The sequence below is a fragment of the Mycobacterium sp. IS-2888 genome (assembly GCF_001954215.1).
In the GTDB taxonomy this organism is placed as follows: domain Bacteria; phylum Actinomycetota; class Actinomycetes; order Mycobacteriales; family Mycobacteriaceae; genus Mycobacterium.
In genome coordinates this window covers 44,870-61,177 of record NZ_MBET01000010.1, presented here as the reverse complement: position 1 = coordinate 61,177, position 16,308 = coordinate 44,870, and the positions used below count along the sequence as shown (strand labels likewise).

At 68.1% G+C, this 16,308-nt stretch carries 18 protein-coding genes; 9 read left to right on the top strand and 9 right to left on the bottom strand.

What is annotated here, in order from left to right; translation table 11 throughout:
* Positions 1-59 precede the first annotated feature (59 nt).
* From A5745_RS01575 to ponA2, 3 genes are read right to left on the bottom strand one after another with little or no spacing between them, the layout of a single operon-like run.
* Positions 60-1,166 (bottom strand): PLP-dependent cysteine synthase family protein, encoded by a 1,107-nt coding sequence (locus tag A5745_RS01575; protein ID WP_076114860.1) that lies wholly within the window; start codon positions 1,164-1,166, stop codon positions 60-62.
* Entirely contained in the window at positions 1,163-2,122 is a 960-nt protein-coding gene (locus A5745_RS01570) for a metallophosphoesterase (protein ID WP_076114859.1), read from the bottom strand. Before A5745_RS01570 ends, A5745_RS01575 begins: the two co-directional genes overlap by 4 nt.
* Positions 2,123-2,177: 55 nt before the next feature.
* Positions 2,178-4,610, bottom strand: a complete 2,433-nt coding sequence (gene ponA2 / locus A5745_RS01565; protein ID WP_076059775.1) for a transglycosylase/D,D-transpeptidase PonA2 — start codon at positions 4,608-4,610, stop codon at positions 2,178-2,180.
* 360 nt (positions 4,611-4,970) lie between these two features.
* On the opposite strand from ponA2, the gene A5745_RS01560 reads away from it, so the two are divergent.
* Positions 4,971-5,321, top strand: a complete 351-nt coding sequence (locus A5745_RS01560) for a WhiB family transcriptional regulator (protein WP_076114858.1) — start codon at positions 4,971-4,973, stop codon at positions 5,319-5,321.
* A gap of 246 nt (positions 5,322-5,567) precedes the next feature.
* On the opposite strand, the gene A5745_RS01555 is transcribed toward A5745_RS01560, so the two are convergent.
* Together A5745_RS01555 and A5745_RS01550 are read right to left on the bottom strand one after the other, a co-directional pair.
* Positions 5,568-6,719 (bottom strand): ArsA family ATPase, encoded by a 1,152-nt coding sequence (locus A5745_RS01555; RefSeq protein WP_076114857.1) that lies wholly within the window; start codon positions 6,717-6,719, stop codon positions 5,568-5,570.
* Positions 6,716-7,741 carry an ArsA-related P-loop ATPase gene (locus A5745_RS01550; RefSeq protein ID WP_076059781.1) on the bottom strand — a complete coding sequence of 342 codons (1,026 nt, stop codon included), beginning with the start codon at positions 7,739-7,741 and terminating at the stop codon, positions 6,716-6,718. The genes A5745_RS01555 and A5745_RS01550 overlap by 4 nt, the downstream gene beginning before the upstream one ends.
* A 67-nt stretch (positions 7,742-7,808) precedes the next feature.
* On the opposite strand from A5745_RS01550, the gene A5745_RS24160 reads away from it, so the two are divergent.
* From A5745_RS24160 to A5745_RS01540, 3 genes are read left to right on the top strand one after another with little or no spacing between them, the layout of a single operon-like run.
* A complete protein-coding gene (locus A5745_RS24160) occupies positions 7,809-7,964 on the top strand; it encodes a hypothetical protein (RefSeq protein ID WP_139329387.1) in 156 nt (51 codons plus the stop codon).
* A 13-nt stretch (positions 7,965-7,977) separates the two neighbouring features.
* Positions 7,978-8,433 (top strand): RidA family protein, encoded by a 456-nt coding sequence (locus tag A5745_RS01545; RefSeq protein ID WP_076114856.1) that lies wholly within the window; start codon positions 7,978-7,980, stop codon positions 8,431-8,433.
* 5 nt (positions 8,434-8,438) lie between these two features.
* Positions 8,439-9,233 carry an MBL fold metallo-hydrolase gene (locus A5745_RS01540; RefSeq protein WP_076059784.1) on the top strand — a complete coding sequence of 265 codons (795 nt, stop codon included), beginning with the start codon at positions 8,439-8,441 and terminating at the stop codon, positions 9,231-9,233.
* A 78-nt stretch (positions 9,234-9,311) separates the two neighbouring features.
* Here the strand turns inward: A5745_RS01540 and crp are convergent, their stop codons facing one another.
* Both crp and A5745_RS01530 read right to left on the bottom strand, forming a co-directional pair.
* Positions 9,312-9,986 carry a cAMP-activated global transcriptional regulator CRP gene (gene crp / locus A5745_RS01535; protein WP_007772229.1) on the bottom strand — a complete coding sequence of 225 codons (675 nt, stop codon included), beginning with the start codon at positions 9,984-9,986 and terminating at the stop codon, positions 9,312-9,314.
* A gap of 99 nt (positions 9,987-10,085) precedes the next feature.
* Positions 10,086-10,481 carry a hypothetical protein gene (locus A5745_RS01530; RefSeq protein WP_076059785.1) on the bottom strand — a complete coding sequence of 132 codons (396 nt, stop codon included), beginning with the start codon at positions 10,479-10,481 and terminating at the stop codon, positions 10,086-10,088.
* Between the two features lie 104 nt (positions 10,482-10,585).
* Between A5745_RS01530 and nth the strand changes: the two genes are divergently transcribed.
* Genes nth through marP form a run of 4 tightly spaced genes read left to right on the top strand, consistent with a single transcriptional unit; the run spans position 10,586 to position 13,967 of the window.
* Positions 10,586-11,323 (top strand): endonuclease III, encoded by a 738-nt coding sequence (gene nth, locus A5745_RS01525; RefSeq protein ID WP_170874446.1) that lies wholly within the window; start codon positions 10,586-10,588, stop codon positions 11,321-11,323.
* Positions 11,324-11,339: 16 nt separating this feature from the next.
* A complete protein-coding gene (locus tag A5745_RS01520; RefSeq protein WP_076059857.1) occupies positions 11,340-11,978 on the top strand; it encodes a TlpA disulfide reductase family protein in 639 nt (212 codons plus the stop codon).
* Positions 11,953-12,768, top strand: a complete 816-nt coding sequence (locus tag A5745_RS01515) for a CoA pyrophosphatase (RefSeq protein WP_139329392.1) — start codon at positions 11,953-11,955, stop codon at positions 12,766-12,768. The genes A5745_RS01520 and A5745_RS01515 overlap by 26 nt, the downstream gene beginning before the upstream one ends.
* 5 nt (positions 12,769-12,773) lie before the next feature.
* Positions 12,774-13,967 carry an acid resistance serine protease MarP gene (marP, locus tag A5745_RS01510; protein ID WP_139329391.1) on the top strand — a complete coding sequence of 398 codons (1,194 nt, stop codon included), beginning with the start codon at positions 12,774-12,776 and terminating at the stop codon, positions 13,965-13,967.
* Here marP and A5745_RS01505 read toward each other — a convergent pair.
* Both A5745_RS01505 and A5745_RS01500 read right to left on the bottom strand, forming a co-directional pair.
* A complete protein-coding gene (locus A5745_RS01505; RefSeq protein WP_076059790.1) occupies positions 13,960-14,925 on the bottom strand; it encodes an alpha/beta fold hydrolase in 966 nt (321 codons plus the stop codon). The two genes, marP and A5745_RS01505, sit on opposite strands and share 8 nt — an antisense overlap.
* A complete protein-coding gene (locus A5745_RS01500; RefSeq protein WP_076114853.1) occupies positions 14,926-15,483 on the bottom strand; it encodes a phage holin family protein in 558 nt (185 codons plus the stop codon).
* A gap of 126 nt (positions 15,484-15,609) precedes the next feature.
* Between A5745_RS01500 and A5745_RS01495 the strand changes: the two genes are divergently transcribed.
* The gene (locus A5745_RS01495) at positions 15,610-16,308 is read left to right on the top strand and encodes a serine protease (protein WP_139329386.1); all 699 of its coding nucleotides are present in this window, start codon (positions 15,610-15,612) and stop codon (positions 16,306-16,308) included.

Below are 16,308 nucleotides of genomic sequence, written 5' to 3'. Positions count from 1 at the left end.
TTGAAGCCACGACAGCCTATCGCACGCGCCCGTCGCCTGACGAAACGCCAGGCTGGAGGCTAGGCCCAACGGCAGGACCGCTCGAACTCGACCAGCGCGGCCGCGGGCCCGGTCGGATCGAGTCCCTGCGCACGGACCCACTCGTCGCTGAAATAGGTGTCGGCATAACGATCGCCGCTGTCGGCGAGCAGCGTGACCACCGAGCCGCTGCGGCCCCCGGCGACCATCTCGGCGAGCACGCCGAAGGCGCCCCACAGGTTGGTGCCCGTCGACGGCCCCACCCGTCGTCCCAGCACGGCGCTCACGTGGCGGGCGGCGGCGATCGACGCGGCGTCCGGCACGGCGACCATGCGGTCGACCACGCCGGGCAGAAACGACGGCTCCACGCGCGGCCTCCCGATGCCCTCGATGCGCGACGACGTGGGCATCACGATGTCGTATCGGGCCTCGGCGTAGGCCGGAAAGAACGCGGAGTTCTCCGGGTCGACAACGCACAACCGGGTGGCATGGCGGCGGTAGCGGATGTAGCGGCCGATCGTCGCGCTGGTGCCGCCGGTGCCCGCGCCCACCACGATCCACTCCGGGACCGGGTGGTTCTCGTCGAGCATTTGCTCATAGATCGACTCGGCGATGTTGTTGTTGCCACGCCAGTCGGTAGCGCGCTCCGCGTTGGTGAACTGGTCCAGGTAATGCCCGCCCGTCTCGTCGGCGACGCGCTGCGCCTCGGCGTACACCTCGCTGGAGTTCTGCACGAAATGGCAACGGCCGCCTTGTGATTCGATCAGCGCGACCTTGGCGGAGCTGGTGGCGGCCGGCATCACGGCGACGAACGGCAGGCCCAGCAGCGCCGCGAAGTAGGCCTCCGACACCGCCGTCGAGCCCGACGACGCCTCGACGACGGTGGTGCCCTCCGAAATCCATCCGTTGCACAGCGCGTAGAGGAACAACGAGCGCGCCAGCCGATGCTTGAGGCTGCCGGTGATATGGGTGGTCTCGTCCTTGAGATACAGGGCGACATCGACATTCGCGCACCAGGCCGACGGCAGCGGGTAGCGCAACAGGTGGGTATCGGCGCTGCGGCGGGCGTCCGCCTCGATGAGCCGAATCGCGTTGTCGGTCCAGGCGCGCGGCAGGCTGCGGACCGCGATCCGGGCCCGATCGCTCAACGCACCGAAACTGCCGGCTGCGTACGGCCGAAGTTGCTGCTCGCGTCGCGGCCACCCATCGGGGTGGCGATCAACGTCAGCAGCGTCGCTTCGGGCCGACAGCAGAACCGCACCGGCGCATACGGCGACGTGCCGATGCCGGCCGAGACATGCAACAGCATATTGGCGCCCCAGCGCGACGGCCCCTTGGCGCGGGACCGATCCAGGCCGCAATTGGTCACCAGGGCGCCGTAGAACGGCAAACACAGCTGCCCGCCGTGGGTGTGCCCGGCCATCACCAACTGGTAGCCGTCGGCGGCGAAGCGATCCAGCACGCGCGGCTCGGGCGAATGAGTAAGTCCCAGCCGCAGATTCGCCGCCGGGCTGGCGGGCCCGGCGATCGTGTCGTAGCGGTCCCGGTCGATGTGCGGGTCGTCCACGCCCGCGGCGGCGACGTGCAGGCCGGCCACCTCGAACTCACGACGGGTGTGGGTGAGGTCCAGCCAGCCGCGCTCGGTGAACGCCGCGCGCAGATCCTGCCAGGGCAGCGGTTCACCCCGGACGCGGTGCGACGGCTTGGTCACGTAGTTCGCCGGGTTTTTCAGCCGCGGCCCGAAGTAGTCGTTGCTGCCGAACACGAAGACGCCCGGGCGGGAGAGCAGATCGCCCAGGGTCTGCACGACCGCGGGTACGGCCTTGGGGTGCGCGAGGTTGTCGCCGGTGTTGACGACCAGGTCGGGCTCCCAGCTGGCCAGCTCGCGCAGCCAAGCCTGTTTGCGGCGTTGGTGGGGAAGCATGTGGATATCGCTGATATGCAGCACCCGCAGCGGCGTGGAACCCGGCGTCAACACGGGCATGGTTATCTCGCGCAGGACGAACGCGTTGCGCTCGACGATCGAGGCGTAACCGATGCCGGCGACGGTGGAGCCGACCGCAACGGCGCCGGTGCGTATCAGGGCGCGCAGAACATCAGCCATGCAGGCAGCCTACTGCCGCTGGCGCGCTGACACCGTATCTGCTGCGCCGCAACGCCTACGGAGGCGGCTGTCCGGGCGCCGCCGGCGGCGGCGGCGCCAGCAACGGGATCGTGATCGGCGGCAGGCCCGGAATCTCCACCACCTGCGATCCGACCGGCGGCGGCCCGCCTTCCGGCGGCGGCGGCGGAGCCGGCGGGATGCCGTTGCTGACTTGGATGGTGATGATCGACCCCGGAATCGTTGCGCCGCTTGGCGTCGTTCCGACCACCTCGCCCTGCTTGGCGGTGCTGTTGACGAAGTTATTCTGGTCGGCGACCTGGAAACCCGCCTCCTTGATGCGCTGGCGCGCCGCGTCGATGTCCAGGCCGGCAACGCTGGGCACCCGCGATCCCGGTGACCCGTCGACATAGCGGGGATCGGTGGGCGGCAGTTTCACCTCGCCGAAGCTGTCGGCGATCGGTTTCATCGCGGTGAACCAGGTGCGGGCCGGCTCGTTACCGCCGTACAGGTCGCCCTCGCCGCAGTGGCGCAGCGGGGCGGAGCACAGGTCCGTGGGCGTGGTCGAGTCGTCGTAGATGTAGTTCGCGGCCGCGTAGTGGCTGGTGAAGCCCACGAAAGCGGAGGATCGGTGTGCCTCGGTGGTGCCGGTCTTGGCGGACACCGGCAGGTTCCAGCCGGCCGCGCCGGCCGAACCGGCCGCCGTGCCGCTGCCGACCGCGTCCTTGCTCATCGCGTTGGCCATGGTGTTGGCCAAGCCCTCGGGCACCACCTGATCGCAGGTCTCGGTCGTGACGGCGACCTCGTTGCCGTTGCGGTCGATCAGCTTGTCGATCGGATTCGGCGGGCACCACACGCCCCCGGACGCCAGCGTGGCCGCGACGTTCGACAGCTCCAGCGCATTCAACTCGATCGGGCCGAGCGTGAACGAACCGATGTTCTGCCGCTTGACGAAGTCGGCCAGGCTCTCGTTGCTGTCGGGGTTGTAGTCGCGGGCGGTGCCCGGGTCGGCGTAGGACCGCAGGCCCAGCTTGATCGCCATGTCCACCGTCCGCGTCACCCCGACCTGCTGGATCAGCTTGGCGAACGCGGTGTTGGGCGAGGTGGCCAGCGCCTCGGTCACGTTCATCGAGCCCTTGTAGTTGCCGGCGTTGACCACACACCAGGTGTCCTTGGGGCAACCCTTGGCCCCACCGCTGCCCATGCCCTTGGCCTGGAAGCGGCCCGGCACCTCGAGTGTGGCGTTGATGCCCATCCCCATGTCCAGCGCCGCGGCCGTGGTGAAGATCTTGAACACCGACCCCGCGCCGTCTCCGACCAGCGAGAACGGCTGTGGCCGCATCGTTTCACCGGCGTCGAGGTTCAGGCCGTAGGTGCGGTTGCTGGCCATCGCCATCACGTGGTGGGAGGTCTTGCCCGGCTGGATCACGCTCATCACGCTCGAGATGCCCGGCAGCGTAGGGCTGGCGAACTTGTCGATGGCCGCCTTGACCGGGATCTGCACGTCCGGGTTGAGCGTCGTGCGGATCAGGTAGCCGCCCCTGGCGACTTGTTCCTTGCTGATCCCGGCGCGAGACAGATACTCCTGCACGTAGTCGCAGAAGAACGCGCGGTCACCGGCCGCGATGCAGCCTCGCGGCAGCTCGTTGGGTTGCGGCAAGATCCCCAGCGGCTGCGCCTTGGCGGCCCGCAGGGCGTCGGCCTCCTGCGGAATGTTCTCGATCATGGTGTCCAGCACCAGGTTCCGCCGGGCCAGCGCGCCGTCCGGGTTCGTGTACGGGTTCAGCGTGCTGGTGGACTGCACCATGCCCGCCAGCAGCGCCGCCTGTTGCCAGTTCAGGTCCGACGCGTTGATGCCGAAGTAGGTCTGCGCCGCGTCCTGCACGCCGAAGGAGTTGTTACCGAACGAGACGAGATTGAGGTAGCGGGTCAGGATCTCAGGCTTGGTGAACGTCTTGTCCAGCGTGAGCGCCATCCGGATCTCGCGCAGCTTGCGCGCCGGGGTGGTCTCGACCGCGGCGCGCTTTTCGGCGTCGGTCTGGGCGGTCACCAGCAGTTGGTAGTTCTTGATGTACTGCTGCTCGATGGTCGAGCCGCCGCGAGTGTCGACGTCGCCGCGCGCATAGCCGGCCAGTCCGGTCAGCGTGCCCTTCCAGTCCACGCCGGCGTGCTCGGCGAACCGCTTGTCCTCGATCGAGACGATCGCCAGCTTCATCGTGTTGGCGATCTTGTCGGTGGGCACCTCGAACCGGCGCTGCGAGTACAGCCAGGCGATCACGTTGCCCTTCGCGTCGACCATCGTCGACACCGCGGGTACCTGTCCCTCGACGAGCTGTGCCGAGCCGTTGGCGACGACTTCGGACGCCCGGTTCGACATCAGGCCCACCCCGCCCGCGAGGGGGAACATCAGCGCCGTCGCGACGACGCTGGCCAGTAAGCAACACCCCGCAAGCTTCAGAATCGTAAGGGCAACCGGCGGGCGCTCTGGCATGCGTACAAGAGTAGCGGCCCCCTATCGTCCGACGTTCCCGTCAATTTTTTTCCCGCCCGCAATGGGCCGTGACCAGCGGACTTGCCGGTTGTCCACAGCCAATATTTTCGGTTGCGTCACGAATCGGGTACCAAAAGTGGGTACACGACGTTACGTGCGGACCTATGATTTGGGACGAGACGGCACGATCGTCCCAAAAAAGTGTTATGAGACTGTTGCGCAATTGGCACCTGACCACCTAACTTAGACACACGGTGAGATGCAGGTAACACCGAAACTCACAGTGTGGCGTAGATCGCAGCTGGGTCTGCACCCGAGGGAGGCGGTCGCGAATTGCGACCGGGAGGAAGGGAACAGCTCGTGTCAATAACACGACCGGCCGCGCGTCGGACGAACATCGCGGCTGCACAGGGGGTATTACGCAGCGTTGACGCGGAAGAGCGGATTGCCTGGGTATCCAAGGCACTCTGCCGGACAACCGATCCGGACGAACTGTTCGTCCGCGGCGCCGCCCAGCGCAAGGCCGCAGTGATCTGCCGTCACTGCCCGGTAATGCAGGAGTGCGGTGCCGACGCACTCGATAACAAGGTCGAGTTCGGAGTGTGGGGCGGCATGACCGAGCGTCAGCGCCGGGCCCTGCTCAAGCAGCACCCCGAGGTCGTCTCCTGGTCGGATTTCTTCGACAAGCGCCGCAGCCGCGGCGTCGGCTGACCCTCCGGCGCGGACAACTAGGTTGCCGGCCACTGGGGCCGCTCCCGGGTAGCTCACGGCGAGCCAGGCTCGTTCATCATTACGGTTCTGTTACAGCGCAGGACGCCGCGTTTTATTGAGGCGTGTCCAATATGAAGTGGCTTGTGCGCAATAAGGATTCGCCAGCTACAACTGACCCGTGTCAAATAGTCCGGCTGAGCCGGAAGCGGGTCTAAACCACGCGTCGAGGGTTGCGCGACCCGCTATTTATCGGGCCGCCGCGAGCCCGTTGCCGGCCGCGGTGATCTGATCGGCGAGCGCCCGCAGGGCCTCCAGATCCGAAACATCGAACGGCAGCGAGGGCACCCCGATGACCGGCACGTGCGGGTTGGCTCCGGTGAAACGGGACAGCAGCCGGATCTCGCGCTTGGCGGTTTGGGCGCGATCGGCGTGGATTTGCAGGATGGCCGCGGCCAGCGAAGCGGCCTCGGAGTCCGCCTGCGCCTCGAGGGTTTCGTGTCCGTCGATCGCCCGCTCGGCCGGCAAAGCGCACAACATCGGATGGGTGCGGTTCAAGACCAGCCCCGCCAGCGGCATGCCCTCCTGCGACAGCCGATCGACGAAGAAGGATGCCTCGCGCAGCGCGTCCGGTTCCGCCGCGGAAACCACGACGAACTGCGTGCCGCGCCTCTTCAGCAGGGCATACGTGCGGTCCGCCTTCTCGCGGAACCCGCCGAACGTGGCGTCCAGCGATTGCACGAACGCCGCCGCGTCGGCCAGCATTTGCGAACCGAGCACGGTCGACAGCGCCTTCATCGCCAAACTCATCGCGCCGGTCACCAGCCGCCCGATGCCCCGGCCGGGCGCCAGCAGCAGTCGCCACAGCCGGCTGTCCATGAAGCTGCCCAGCCGTTTGGGCGCATCCAAGAAATCCAGCGCGTTGCGCGACGGGGGAGTGTCCACCACGACCAGGTCCCAGCGGTCCTGGCTCAGCAGTTGACCGAGCTTCTCCATCGCCATGTACTCCTGCGTCCCGGCGAGCGACGTGGCGACCGTCTGGTAGAACTGGTTGTCCAGAATCGCCTGCGCCCGATCGGGTCCGGAGTATTGGACCACCATCTCGTCGAAGGTGCGGCGCATGTCCAGCATCATCGCGTGCAGCTCACCGGTGACTTCGGGTGCGAGCGCCACCCGCTGCGGGGTGTTGCCGAGGTCGTTCACACCCAGCGCCTGCGCCAACCGCTTGGCCGGGTCGATCGTCAAAACGCATACGGTGCGGCCATATTCGGCCGCACGCAACGCCATTGCGGCCGCGGTGGTGGTCTTGCCCACGCCCCCGGCGCCGCAGCACACCACCACCCGGTTGGAAGTGTCAGCCAGGATGGCCGCCATATCAAGGGTTTTGGGTGTGACGCTCATCGAACCCCCTGTTGCGCAAGCGATTCCGAAAGTTCGTACAGGCTGCCCAGGTCGACGCCGTCGGAGATCGCCGGCAGTTCCAGCCGGGGCACGTTCAGCGCGTCGAGCTGTTGCGCGGTCTCCGCGCGCGCCGCGATCCGCGTCGCATGCTGGATGGTCTCGGTCAGCAGACCGGCGAAATCGGTGTCGCTGAGCTTGATTCCGGCCATCTCGAGCCCGGCCCGCACCGAGTCCGCGTCGACGTCACCCTCGGCGGCCTTCGCCAGGTCGCGGGGCTCGAGGTACGACGGGATGTTCCGATTGACGATCACGCTGCCGATCGGCAGCCCCATCTCCGCGAGCTCTTCGATGGCCTCCATCGTTTCCTGCACCGGCAGCGCTTCGAGCAGGGTGACCAGGTGGATAGCGGTTTGGTCGGAGTGCAGCAACCGCACCACGCCCTCGCTCTGCGAGTGCACCGGCCCGCCCTTGGCCAAGTCCGACACCGCCTTGGTGACGTCGAGGAAACGGGCGATGCGGCCGGTCGGCGGGGCGTCGACGACGATCGCGTCGTAGACCGGATTCTTGGACCCCTTGTCCTGGCGGACGACGGCCTCCTTGATCTTTCCGGTGAGCAGGACGTCGCGCAGACCGGGCGCGATCGTCGTCGCGAACTCGATCGCACCGATCCGGCGCATCGCCCGCCCTGCGATGCCGAGGTTGTAAAACATGTCGAGGTATTCCAGGAACGCGGCCTCGATGTCGATGGCCAGCGCGTTGACCTGACCGCCGCGTTCGGCGCTCGCGATCTTCAGCTCCTGGTAGGGCAGCGGCGGAACGTCGAAAAGTTGCGCAATCCCTTGGCGCCCTTCGACTTCCACGAGGAGGACCTTGCGGCCCCCCGCCGCCAGGGTCAGTGCCAGCGCGGCCGCGATCGTCGACTTACCCGTGCCGCCCTTGCCGGTCACAAAATGCAAGCGGGCCTTCGACAGGCGCGCCGGCCAGCCGACGGAGCTACCGCTGCCAGGTGTGGTTGCCACCATCGCATGCTAGCCCGAGCATTGCTCGGGCTGACCAGAGCCGTTCAGCTCCGACCGATAAGCTCGCGGCATGAGCCAGGCATGGGAGTACGTGACCGTTCCGCTGCTGACGCACGCCACCAAACAGATCCTCGACCAGTGGGGCGACGACGGGTGGGAGTTGGTGGCGGTGCTGCCGGGGCCCACCGGTGAGCAGCACGTCGCGTACCTGAAGCGCCCCAAGTAACGGGCCCGCGTTCATGACCGCATCGGCCCGGCTCGGCCAGCTCGGCGTCACGCTTCCGCAGGTGGTTGCGCCGGTGGCCGCCTATGTTCCGGCGGTGCGCACCGGCAACCTGGTCTATACGGCGGGCCAGCTGCCGATGGAGGCCGGGAAGCTCGCGCGCACCGGCAAGGTCGGCGCGGAGATCACCCCCGATGAGGGCAAGGCGTTGGCGCGCCTCTGCGCGCTCAACGCGCTGGCCGCGGTGGACTCGCTGGTCGGCATCGACGCGGTGACCCGGGTGGTGAAGGTCGTCGGGTTCGTCGCGTCCGCGTCCGGTTTCCACGGCCAGCCCGGCGTGATCAACGGGGCCTCGGAGCTGCTCGGCGAGGTGTTCGGCGACAACGGCGCGCACGCGCGTTCGGCGGTCGGCGTCGCCGAGCTCCCCTTGGATGCGCCAGTGGAAGTCGAGTTGATCGTGGAGGTCGGCTAACGGCCATGACCGAGGCTGCTGCATCGCTGAGCCATCCCGCATACGGCAGGTTGCGGGCGGTCACCGACACGGCCTCGGTCCTGCTGGCCGACAACCCCGGCTTGTTGACGCTGGAGGGCACGAATACCTGGGTGCTTCGTGGCCCGCGCAGCGACGAGCTGGTGATCGTCGACCCGGGGCCGGACGACGACGCGCACATCGACAACATCGCCGCGCTGGGCCGCGTCGCGCTGGTGCTGATCAGTCATCGCCACGGCGACCACACCGACGGCATCGACAAGCTGGTCGAGCGGACGGGCGCGACCGTGCGCTCGGCGGGCAGCGGGTTTCTGCGCGGCCTCGGCGGTGAGCTGACCGACGGCGAGGTGATCGATGCGGCCGGCCTGAAGATCACGGTGCTGGCGACCCCGGGGCACACCGCCGATTCGATGTCGTTCCTGCTCGACGACGCCGTGCTGACCGCGGACACCGTGCTGGGCCGCGGCACCACCGTCATCGACAAGGAAGACGGCAGCCTGGCCGACTACCTTGAATCGCTGCGGCGACTGCGGGGCCTCGGCCGCCGCGCCGTGTTACCCGGGCACGGACCGAATCTGGCCGACCTGGAGACCGTCGCCGCCGGCTACCTGATGCATCGCCACGAGCGCCTCGAGCAGGTGCGCGCCGCGCTGTGGGACCTCGGCGAGGAGGCCACGACGCGCGAGATCGTCGAATACGTCTACGTCGACGTCGACGAAAAGCTCTGGGACGCGGCCGAATGGTCCGTTCAGGCGCAACTGGACTATCTGCGCCGAGACTGACTACCTACGTCGAGACTGTAATTTTGCGGAAGAAGTGCGAGTAGAGGCCTGCAAAATTACAGGCTCGACGCAAACGCGCTAGCGGGCGCGGCGGGCCAGCCGTTCGGAGTCCGAAATCAGCACGCTCTTGCCCTCCAGCCGGATCCAGCCGCGGTGGGCGAAATCGGCGAGCGCCTTGTTCACCGTCTCCCGGGAGGCGCCCACCAGCTGGGCGATCTCCTCCTGCGTCAGGTCGTGGGTGACCCGCATCGCGCCGCCCTCCTGGGTGCCGAAACGCTGCGCAAGCTGCAGCAGCTGCTTGGCCACCCGGCCGGGCACGTCGGTGAAGATGAGGTCGGCGAGATTGTTGTTGGTCCGCCGCAGCCGCCGGGCGAGCACCCGCAACAGCTGCTCGGCGATCTCCGGTCGGTCGGCGATCCAGGCCCGCAGCGCGTCGCGGTCCATCGACACCGCGCGCACCTCGGTGATCGTCGTCGCGCTGGAAGTCCGTGGCCCCGGGTCGAAGATCGACAATTCGCCGAACATGTCCGACGGGCCCATGATCGTCAGCAGGTTCTCCCGGCCGTCCGGTGAGCGGCGCCCGATCTTGACCTTCCCCGCGACGATGATGTACAGCCGATCGCCCGGCTCCCCTTCCGCGAAAACCGTGTGCCCACGGGGGAAGTCGACGGGTTGGAGTTGCTTGGTCAGTGCGGTGACCGCGCCAGGCTCAACCCCTTGGAAGATTCCTGCCCTTGCCAGGATCTCGTCCACGTTGCCTCTTCAGCTTTCCAACGATGTGATATCGGCAGGCCGACCGCTTGCCCGTCTGACGAGTCTAGAGGTAGGCCCTATGTGTCCAACGTGCCAACGCTACACACGATTGACGTGTCTAGTCCCCCTAAATTGCGGATTGCCGCGCGAATGCGTTCGTATTTGGGACGGCAACCGGGCCTCGCCGACGGTCGCGGCGGCCCTGGCAAAGATCACCTCGGCCCGATGCCTGCCGACGTGCGATGCCTCGGACGGAGACTGGGCGAGCTGCTGGGCCTGGCGTCGATGCAGGTAATCCAGCGCCTCGGGCATACCCTCGCGGGCCAGCGTGTGCACGTCCACGGCCTCCGCGTACGCGAGAAACTCGTCGACGTCGGTGGTCGTGACCGTGTTGTGGGCGACCTCGGTTTCCAGCCGCCCCAAACCGAGCGTCGCAAGCATCAAAAGCCCGGGAACGCAGGCCACCAGCAACCACGACACAAGGAGAGTAAACATGTCCAAGGTCTCAGCGAGATCACGAAATCAGTACTCTGTCGTAGGTGACAGTGGCAAAGCCGTCCGCACACTCCAAGTCCACGCAATCCACCCCCGGCGCAGCCCTGGCCCGGCGCTGGTCCGACGAAACCCGAACCGGGTTGGTGCGACGCGCCCGCCGGATGAATCGTGCACTGGCGCAAGCGTTTCCGGATGCGCACTGCGAACTGGATTTCACCTCGCCGCTCGAGTTGACGGTGGCCACCATCCTCTCGGCGCAGAGCACCGACAAACGGGTGAATCTGACCACGCCCGCGTTGTTCAAGCGATACCGCTCCGCGCTTGATTATGCGCAGGCCGACCGCACCGAACTGGAAGCCCTCATCCGCCCCACCGGCTTCTTCCGCAACAAGGCAACGTCGCTGATGGGCCTCGGGCAAGCGCTGGTGGAACGGTTCGACGGTGAGGTGCCGTCGACCATGGCCGAGTTGGTGACGTTGCCCGGGGTGGGGCGCAAAACCGCCAACGTCATCCTGGGAAACGCCTTCGGTATCCCCGGAATCACCGTCGACACCCACTTCGCGCGGCTGGTCAGCAGGTGGCGCTGGACCGACGAGAAGGATCCGGTCAAGATCGAGCACGCGGTCGGCGACCTCATCCCGCGCGCCGAGTGGACCATGTTGAGCCACCGGGTGATCTTCCACGGCCGCCGGGTGTGCCACGCCCGCAAACCGGCATGCGGGGTCTGCGTGCTCGCCAAGGACTGCCCCTCCTTCGGCCTGGGCCCCACCGAGCCGCTGCTCGCCGCGCCCCTGGTGCAGGGCCCGGAAACCGAGCACTTGCTGGCGCTGGCCGGGCTGTAAATCAAGGCCGGTGCCGGTGGCCCGTAAGACGCGTTGGACCATCGCGATCCTGGCGGTGGTGGTGGCGCTGGCCGTGGCGCTGCTGGCGCAGCTGCGCGAGCGCCCCTCGACGACCGCGACCTCGCCGCCGACCGCCGCTCGTGAACATCGCGACGCCGATACGCCGGCGGCGCTGGCGGGGCCCCGCGAGCGCGCGGGGCTGCCGCCGTGTCCCGCGGCCGGGGGCGGCCCCGGTCCGGCGGCGCTGCGCGGCGTGACGGTGGAATGCGCCGCCGATGGCTCGGCCGTCGACGTCGCTGCGGCGCTCGCCGGGCGCCGCGTGATCCTCAACTTGTGGGCGTATTGGTGCGCGCCGTGCGCGGCCGAACTGCCCGCGATGGCCGAGTATCAACGGCGGGCCGGCCCGCGCGTGATGGTGGTGACCGTGCACCAGGACGAGAACGAGACGGCGGCGCTGCTGCGGTTGGCGGAGTTGGGCGTTCGGCTGCCGACGTTGCAGGACGGTCGCCGCCGGGTGGCGGCGGCGCTGCGGGTGGCAAACGTGATGCCCGCGACGGTGGTGCTGCGGTCGGACGGTAGCGTTGCGCAGACGCTGCCGCGGGCTTTCGCGAGTGCCGACGAGATCGCGGCTGCGGTCGGAAACGACGCGGGCTGAGGGCAAGGAGGCGCCGGTGAGTGCTGCGGTCCCACTGACGCCTGACGTCTGCCCGCCCTGGTTGCGTCCGCTGGTCGACAATGTCGGTCAGATCCCCGAGGCGTATCGGCATCGGCTCCCGGCCGGCGTCCTCGCGATGGTGACCGCGGCCAAGGCCGCGTCATCGATGGCGACATTGCGCGGCGACGGGCGCGAGGCCGCCGTGCTGGTGCTGTTCTCGGGTCCGGAGTCCGGCCCGCCCGACGGCGGCCTGCCCGACGATGCCGATCTGCTGCTGACCGTGCGCGCCTCGACGTTGCGCCACCACGCCGGCCAGGCCGCATTCCCCGGCGGCGCATCCGATCCCGCCGACGACGGTCCGGTGGCCACCGCGCTGCGCGAGGCGCAGGAAGAGACCGGGATCGACGTGCGCAGGCTGCATCCGCTGGCCACGATGGAGCGGACATTCATTGCGCCGTCGCGGTTCCACGTGGTGCCGGTGCTGGCCTATTCGCCCGATCCCGGCCCGGTGGCCGTCGTCGACGAGACCGAAACCGCGATCGTGTCGCGGGTTCCGGTGCGCGCCTTCATCAATCCGGAGAACCGGCTGATGGTGTACCGCGGCGCCCTCGGCCGTCGTTGGGCCGGCCCGGCGTTTCTGTTGAACCAGATGCTGGTTTGGGGATTCACTGGCCAGGTGATCTCCGCGGTGCTCGACGTCGCCGGCTGGGCCCTGCCCTGGGATACCACCGACATTCGCGAATTGGACGAGGCGATGGTGCTGGTCGGTGGCGAGGACGGTGCCCGATGAATTCGATGACGCCTTCGCAGTGGCTGGATATCGCGGTCCTGGCGGTCGCGTTCATCGCGGCCATCTCGGGTTGGCGTTCGGGCGCGCTGGGCTCGCTGCTGTCGTTCGTCGGCGTGCTGCTCGGCGCGATCGCCGGGGTCCTGCTGGCGCCGCACATCGTCAGCCACATCGCCGCCCCGCGCGCGAAATTGTTCACCGCGCTGTTTCTGATCCTCGCGCTGGTCGTGGTCGGGGAGGTCGCCGGTGTGGTGCTGGGGCGCGCCGTGCGCGGCGCGATCCGTAGCCGCGCAATCCGATCCGTCGACTCGGTCATCGGGGTGGGGGTCCAGCTCGTCGTCGTGCTGACCGCGGCCTGGCTTTTGGCGACGCCGCTGACGCAGTCGAAGGACCAGCCCGAGCTGGCCGCCGCGGTCCGGGGCTCGCGGGTGCTGGCCAAGGTCAACGAGGTCGCGCCGCCGTGGCTCAAGACCGTGCCCAAGCGGCTCTCGGCGCTGCTGAACACGTCCGGGCTGCCCGCTGTGCTGGAGCCGTTCAGCCGCACCCCGGTCATTCCGGTTGCGTCGCCGGACCCGGCGCTGGCCAACAATCCGGTCGTGCAAGCCACGGCGGCGAGCGTCGTGAAGGTGCGCAGCCTGGCGCCCAGCTGCCAAAAAGTGTTGGAGGGCAGTGGATTCGTGATATCGCCCGACCGGGTGATGACGAACGCGCACGTGGTGGCCGGATCCAGCAGCGTGCAGATATACGCCAGCGGCAACCCGCTGGATGCCACCGTGGTGTCCTATGACCCGTCGGTCGACATCGCCATCCTGTCCGTCCGCAACCTGCCGCCACCGCCGCTGGCCTTCGCTGAAGGCGAGGCGAAGACCGGCACCGACGTGGTGGTGATGGGTTATCCCGGCGGCGGCAACTTCACCGCCACCCCGGCCAGGATTCGGGAGAACATCAAACTCAGCGGGCCCGACATCTACCGCGACCCGCAGCCCGTCACCCGCGACGTGTACACCATCAGAGCGAATGTGGAGCAAGGCAATTCGGGTGGACCGTTGATCGACCTGAACGGCCATGTGCTCGGCGTCGTGTTCGGCGCGGCCGTCGACGACCCCGACACCGGCTTCGTGTTGACCGCCACCGAGGTGGCCGGACAGCTGGCCCGGATCGGGGACACCGCCCAGGTCGCCACGGGCTCCTGCGTCAGCTGACCACGTTCTCGAGAAACCTCATCAGATGCCTGTTGATCTCCTCAGGCGCCTCTTCGTGGCTGAAATGCCCTGCGCCGCTGATGGATACGTATCGCCCCTGGGGCGCGTAGCGCCGGCTGTGGTCGACGGGATCGGCCAGCACGTAGGGGTCCTCGTCGCCGCGCAGGTGTAGCAGCGGAATGCCGAGCTGGCCCGACATCGCTCTCATGAATCGCCGGCCTTCGCCCCGCAGCTGGCTGCGCACCGCCCAGCGTTGGTACTCCAACGCGCAATGTGCGGCGCCGGGAATTTGGATCGCCGTACGCAAATAGCCAACGGTTTGCGAGAAGTCTTCGGACGCAACCCATTTGGCGGAGCTGCGGCTACGGACCAGCCGCTCGATCTCCGCGCCGTTGTCCCGGGTCAGCTGGCGCTCGGGCCAGATCGGCAGCTGATAGCGCAGCAAGGTATGCAGCAGCGCGTAGCTCTGGTCGCGACGCGTCAGCGTGGAGCGGCGCAGCGCGCTCGGATGCGGCGAGCTGATCAACGCGATGGCACGCACCAGCCGGGAATGCAACAGGGCGGTTGTCCAGCAGGCCAGGCCGCCGTCGGCGTGGCCGATCAGCGTCGCCGACGAATGCCCAAGCGCGCGAATGAGTCCGGCCGTGTCACCGGCGAGCGTCCAGCCGTCGTAGCCGCGGGGTGGCTTGTCGCTGCCGCCATAGCCGCGCAGGTCGACCGCGACGACCCGGGCGCCGCGCAGTCCGCGCAACTGGTGCCGCCAGGACCACCAGAACGAACCGAAACCGTGCAGCAGCATCACCAGCGGCCGCGCCGAGGCCGGCTCCGCGGGGGGTCTAGCCGCGTCCGGGTCGGCGGGCAGCGCCTCGACGACATGGAATCGGATGCCGTTGGCGTGCACGTCCAAATGGCGCCATGGCCCGTCGATGCGGGTCACCGACGGATCCGGCGCTGGCATCTACCAACCCGAGGGATCTGCCGGAGCTCGGTCGGAACCACCGTCCGACGCGGGGAGCCTGGGTGTGGCGGCCTTGTCGTGGCCCGGCGTGAGTGCGGTGCGGGTCTCCCTGACCGATTCGATGGTCTCCCGCGGGCCCCGGATTCGGCGGACCTTCAGGAAACCCAGCAGGGCCAGGACCGCGCCGACGACGACCATGATCGCGAACACGATCAGGAAGGCCACCCAGCGCCACAGCCAGTCGTCGAGCAGCTCGGCGAGGAAGAAGAAGAAAAAGAAGGTGGAGTAGAACAACACCACCAGCGCGGCGATGAAGTAGACGCTGCCGGTCAAGCCCTTCTTGACGTCGCGGGTGATCTCGGCGCGGGCCAATTCCACCTCCGCGCGCACCAGCGTGGACACCTGAGTGGTCGCGTCCTTGATCAGATCACCGATCGACGGGTCGGCTGGCCTGGCGTGCGGGTCGGCCAGCGGAATCGTGGTCAGCGTGCTCGGCACACCGTTCTTGCGATCGTTACTCACAGACGGTCCTCTCGGTTCGCTGTCGTCGCGGTTCATGTTGCCATGCGCCGCGGTGCCAGACGAGGCCAGCCGACGACCGCCGCAGCACTGGCGGAGCCCCGGTGATCATTTAGACTGGCGCAGCTGGTCTCCGACGTTCCGATCGGCTGACGGGAGTTTCGATTGCGGACGGCACATCGGTGCTTCGTGGCGGCGATGGTGGCCGTGCTGGTGGGCCTGCTGGGTTTGCCCGTCCGCGTCGCGGGTGCCGACGACAGGGTTCCGTTGGGTGGCGGCGCGGGGATCGTCATCAACGGGGACACGATGTGCACGCTCACCGCGATCGGCAACGACGCGGCCGGCGACCTGATCGGCTTCACCTCCGCGCACTGCGGGGGCCCCGGCGCGCAGGTCGCCGCCGAGGCCGCGGCGGGCAGGGGCACGCTGGGAACGATGGTCGCAGGGAACGACAACCTCGATTACGCGGTGATCAAATTCGATCCGGCCAAGGTGGCTCCGGTGGCCGTCTACAACGGGTTCGCGATCAACGGTATCGGCCCGGATCCGACGTTCGGCCAGGTCGCGTGCAAACAGGGCCGCACGACGGGCAACTCGTGCGGTGTCACGTGGGGGATGGGCCAGACCCCGGGCACCATCGTCATGCAGGTGTGCGGCAACCCCGGTGACTCGGGGGCGCCGGTTACCGTCGACAACCTGCTGGTCGGCATGATCCACGGCGCGTTCAGCGACAACCTGCCGACCTGCATCATCAAGTACATTCCGCTGCACACCCCGGCCATCGTGATGTCGTTCAACTCGATCCTGGGCGACATCAACGCCAGGCATCGGCCCGGTGCGGGATTCGTGCCGGTGCCGGCCTGA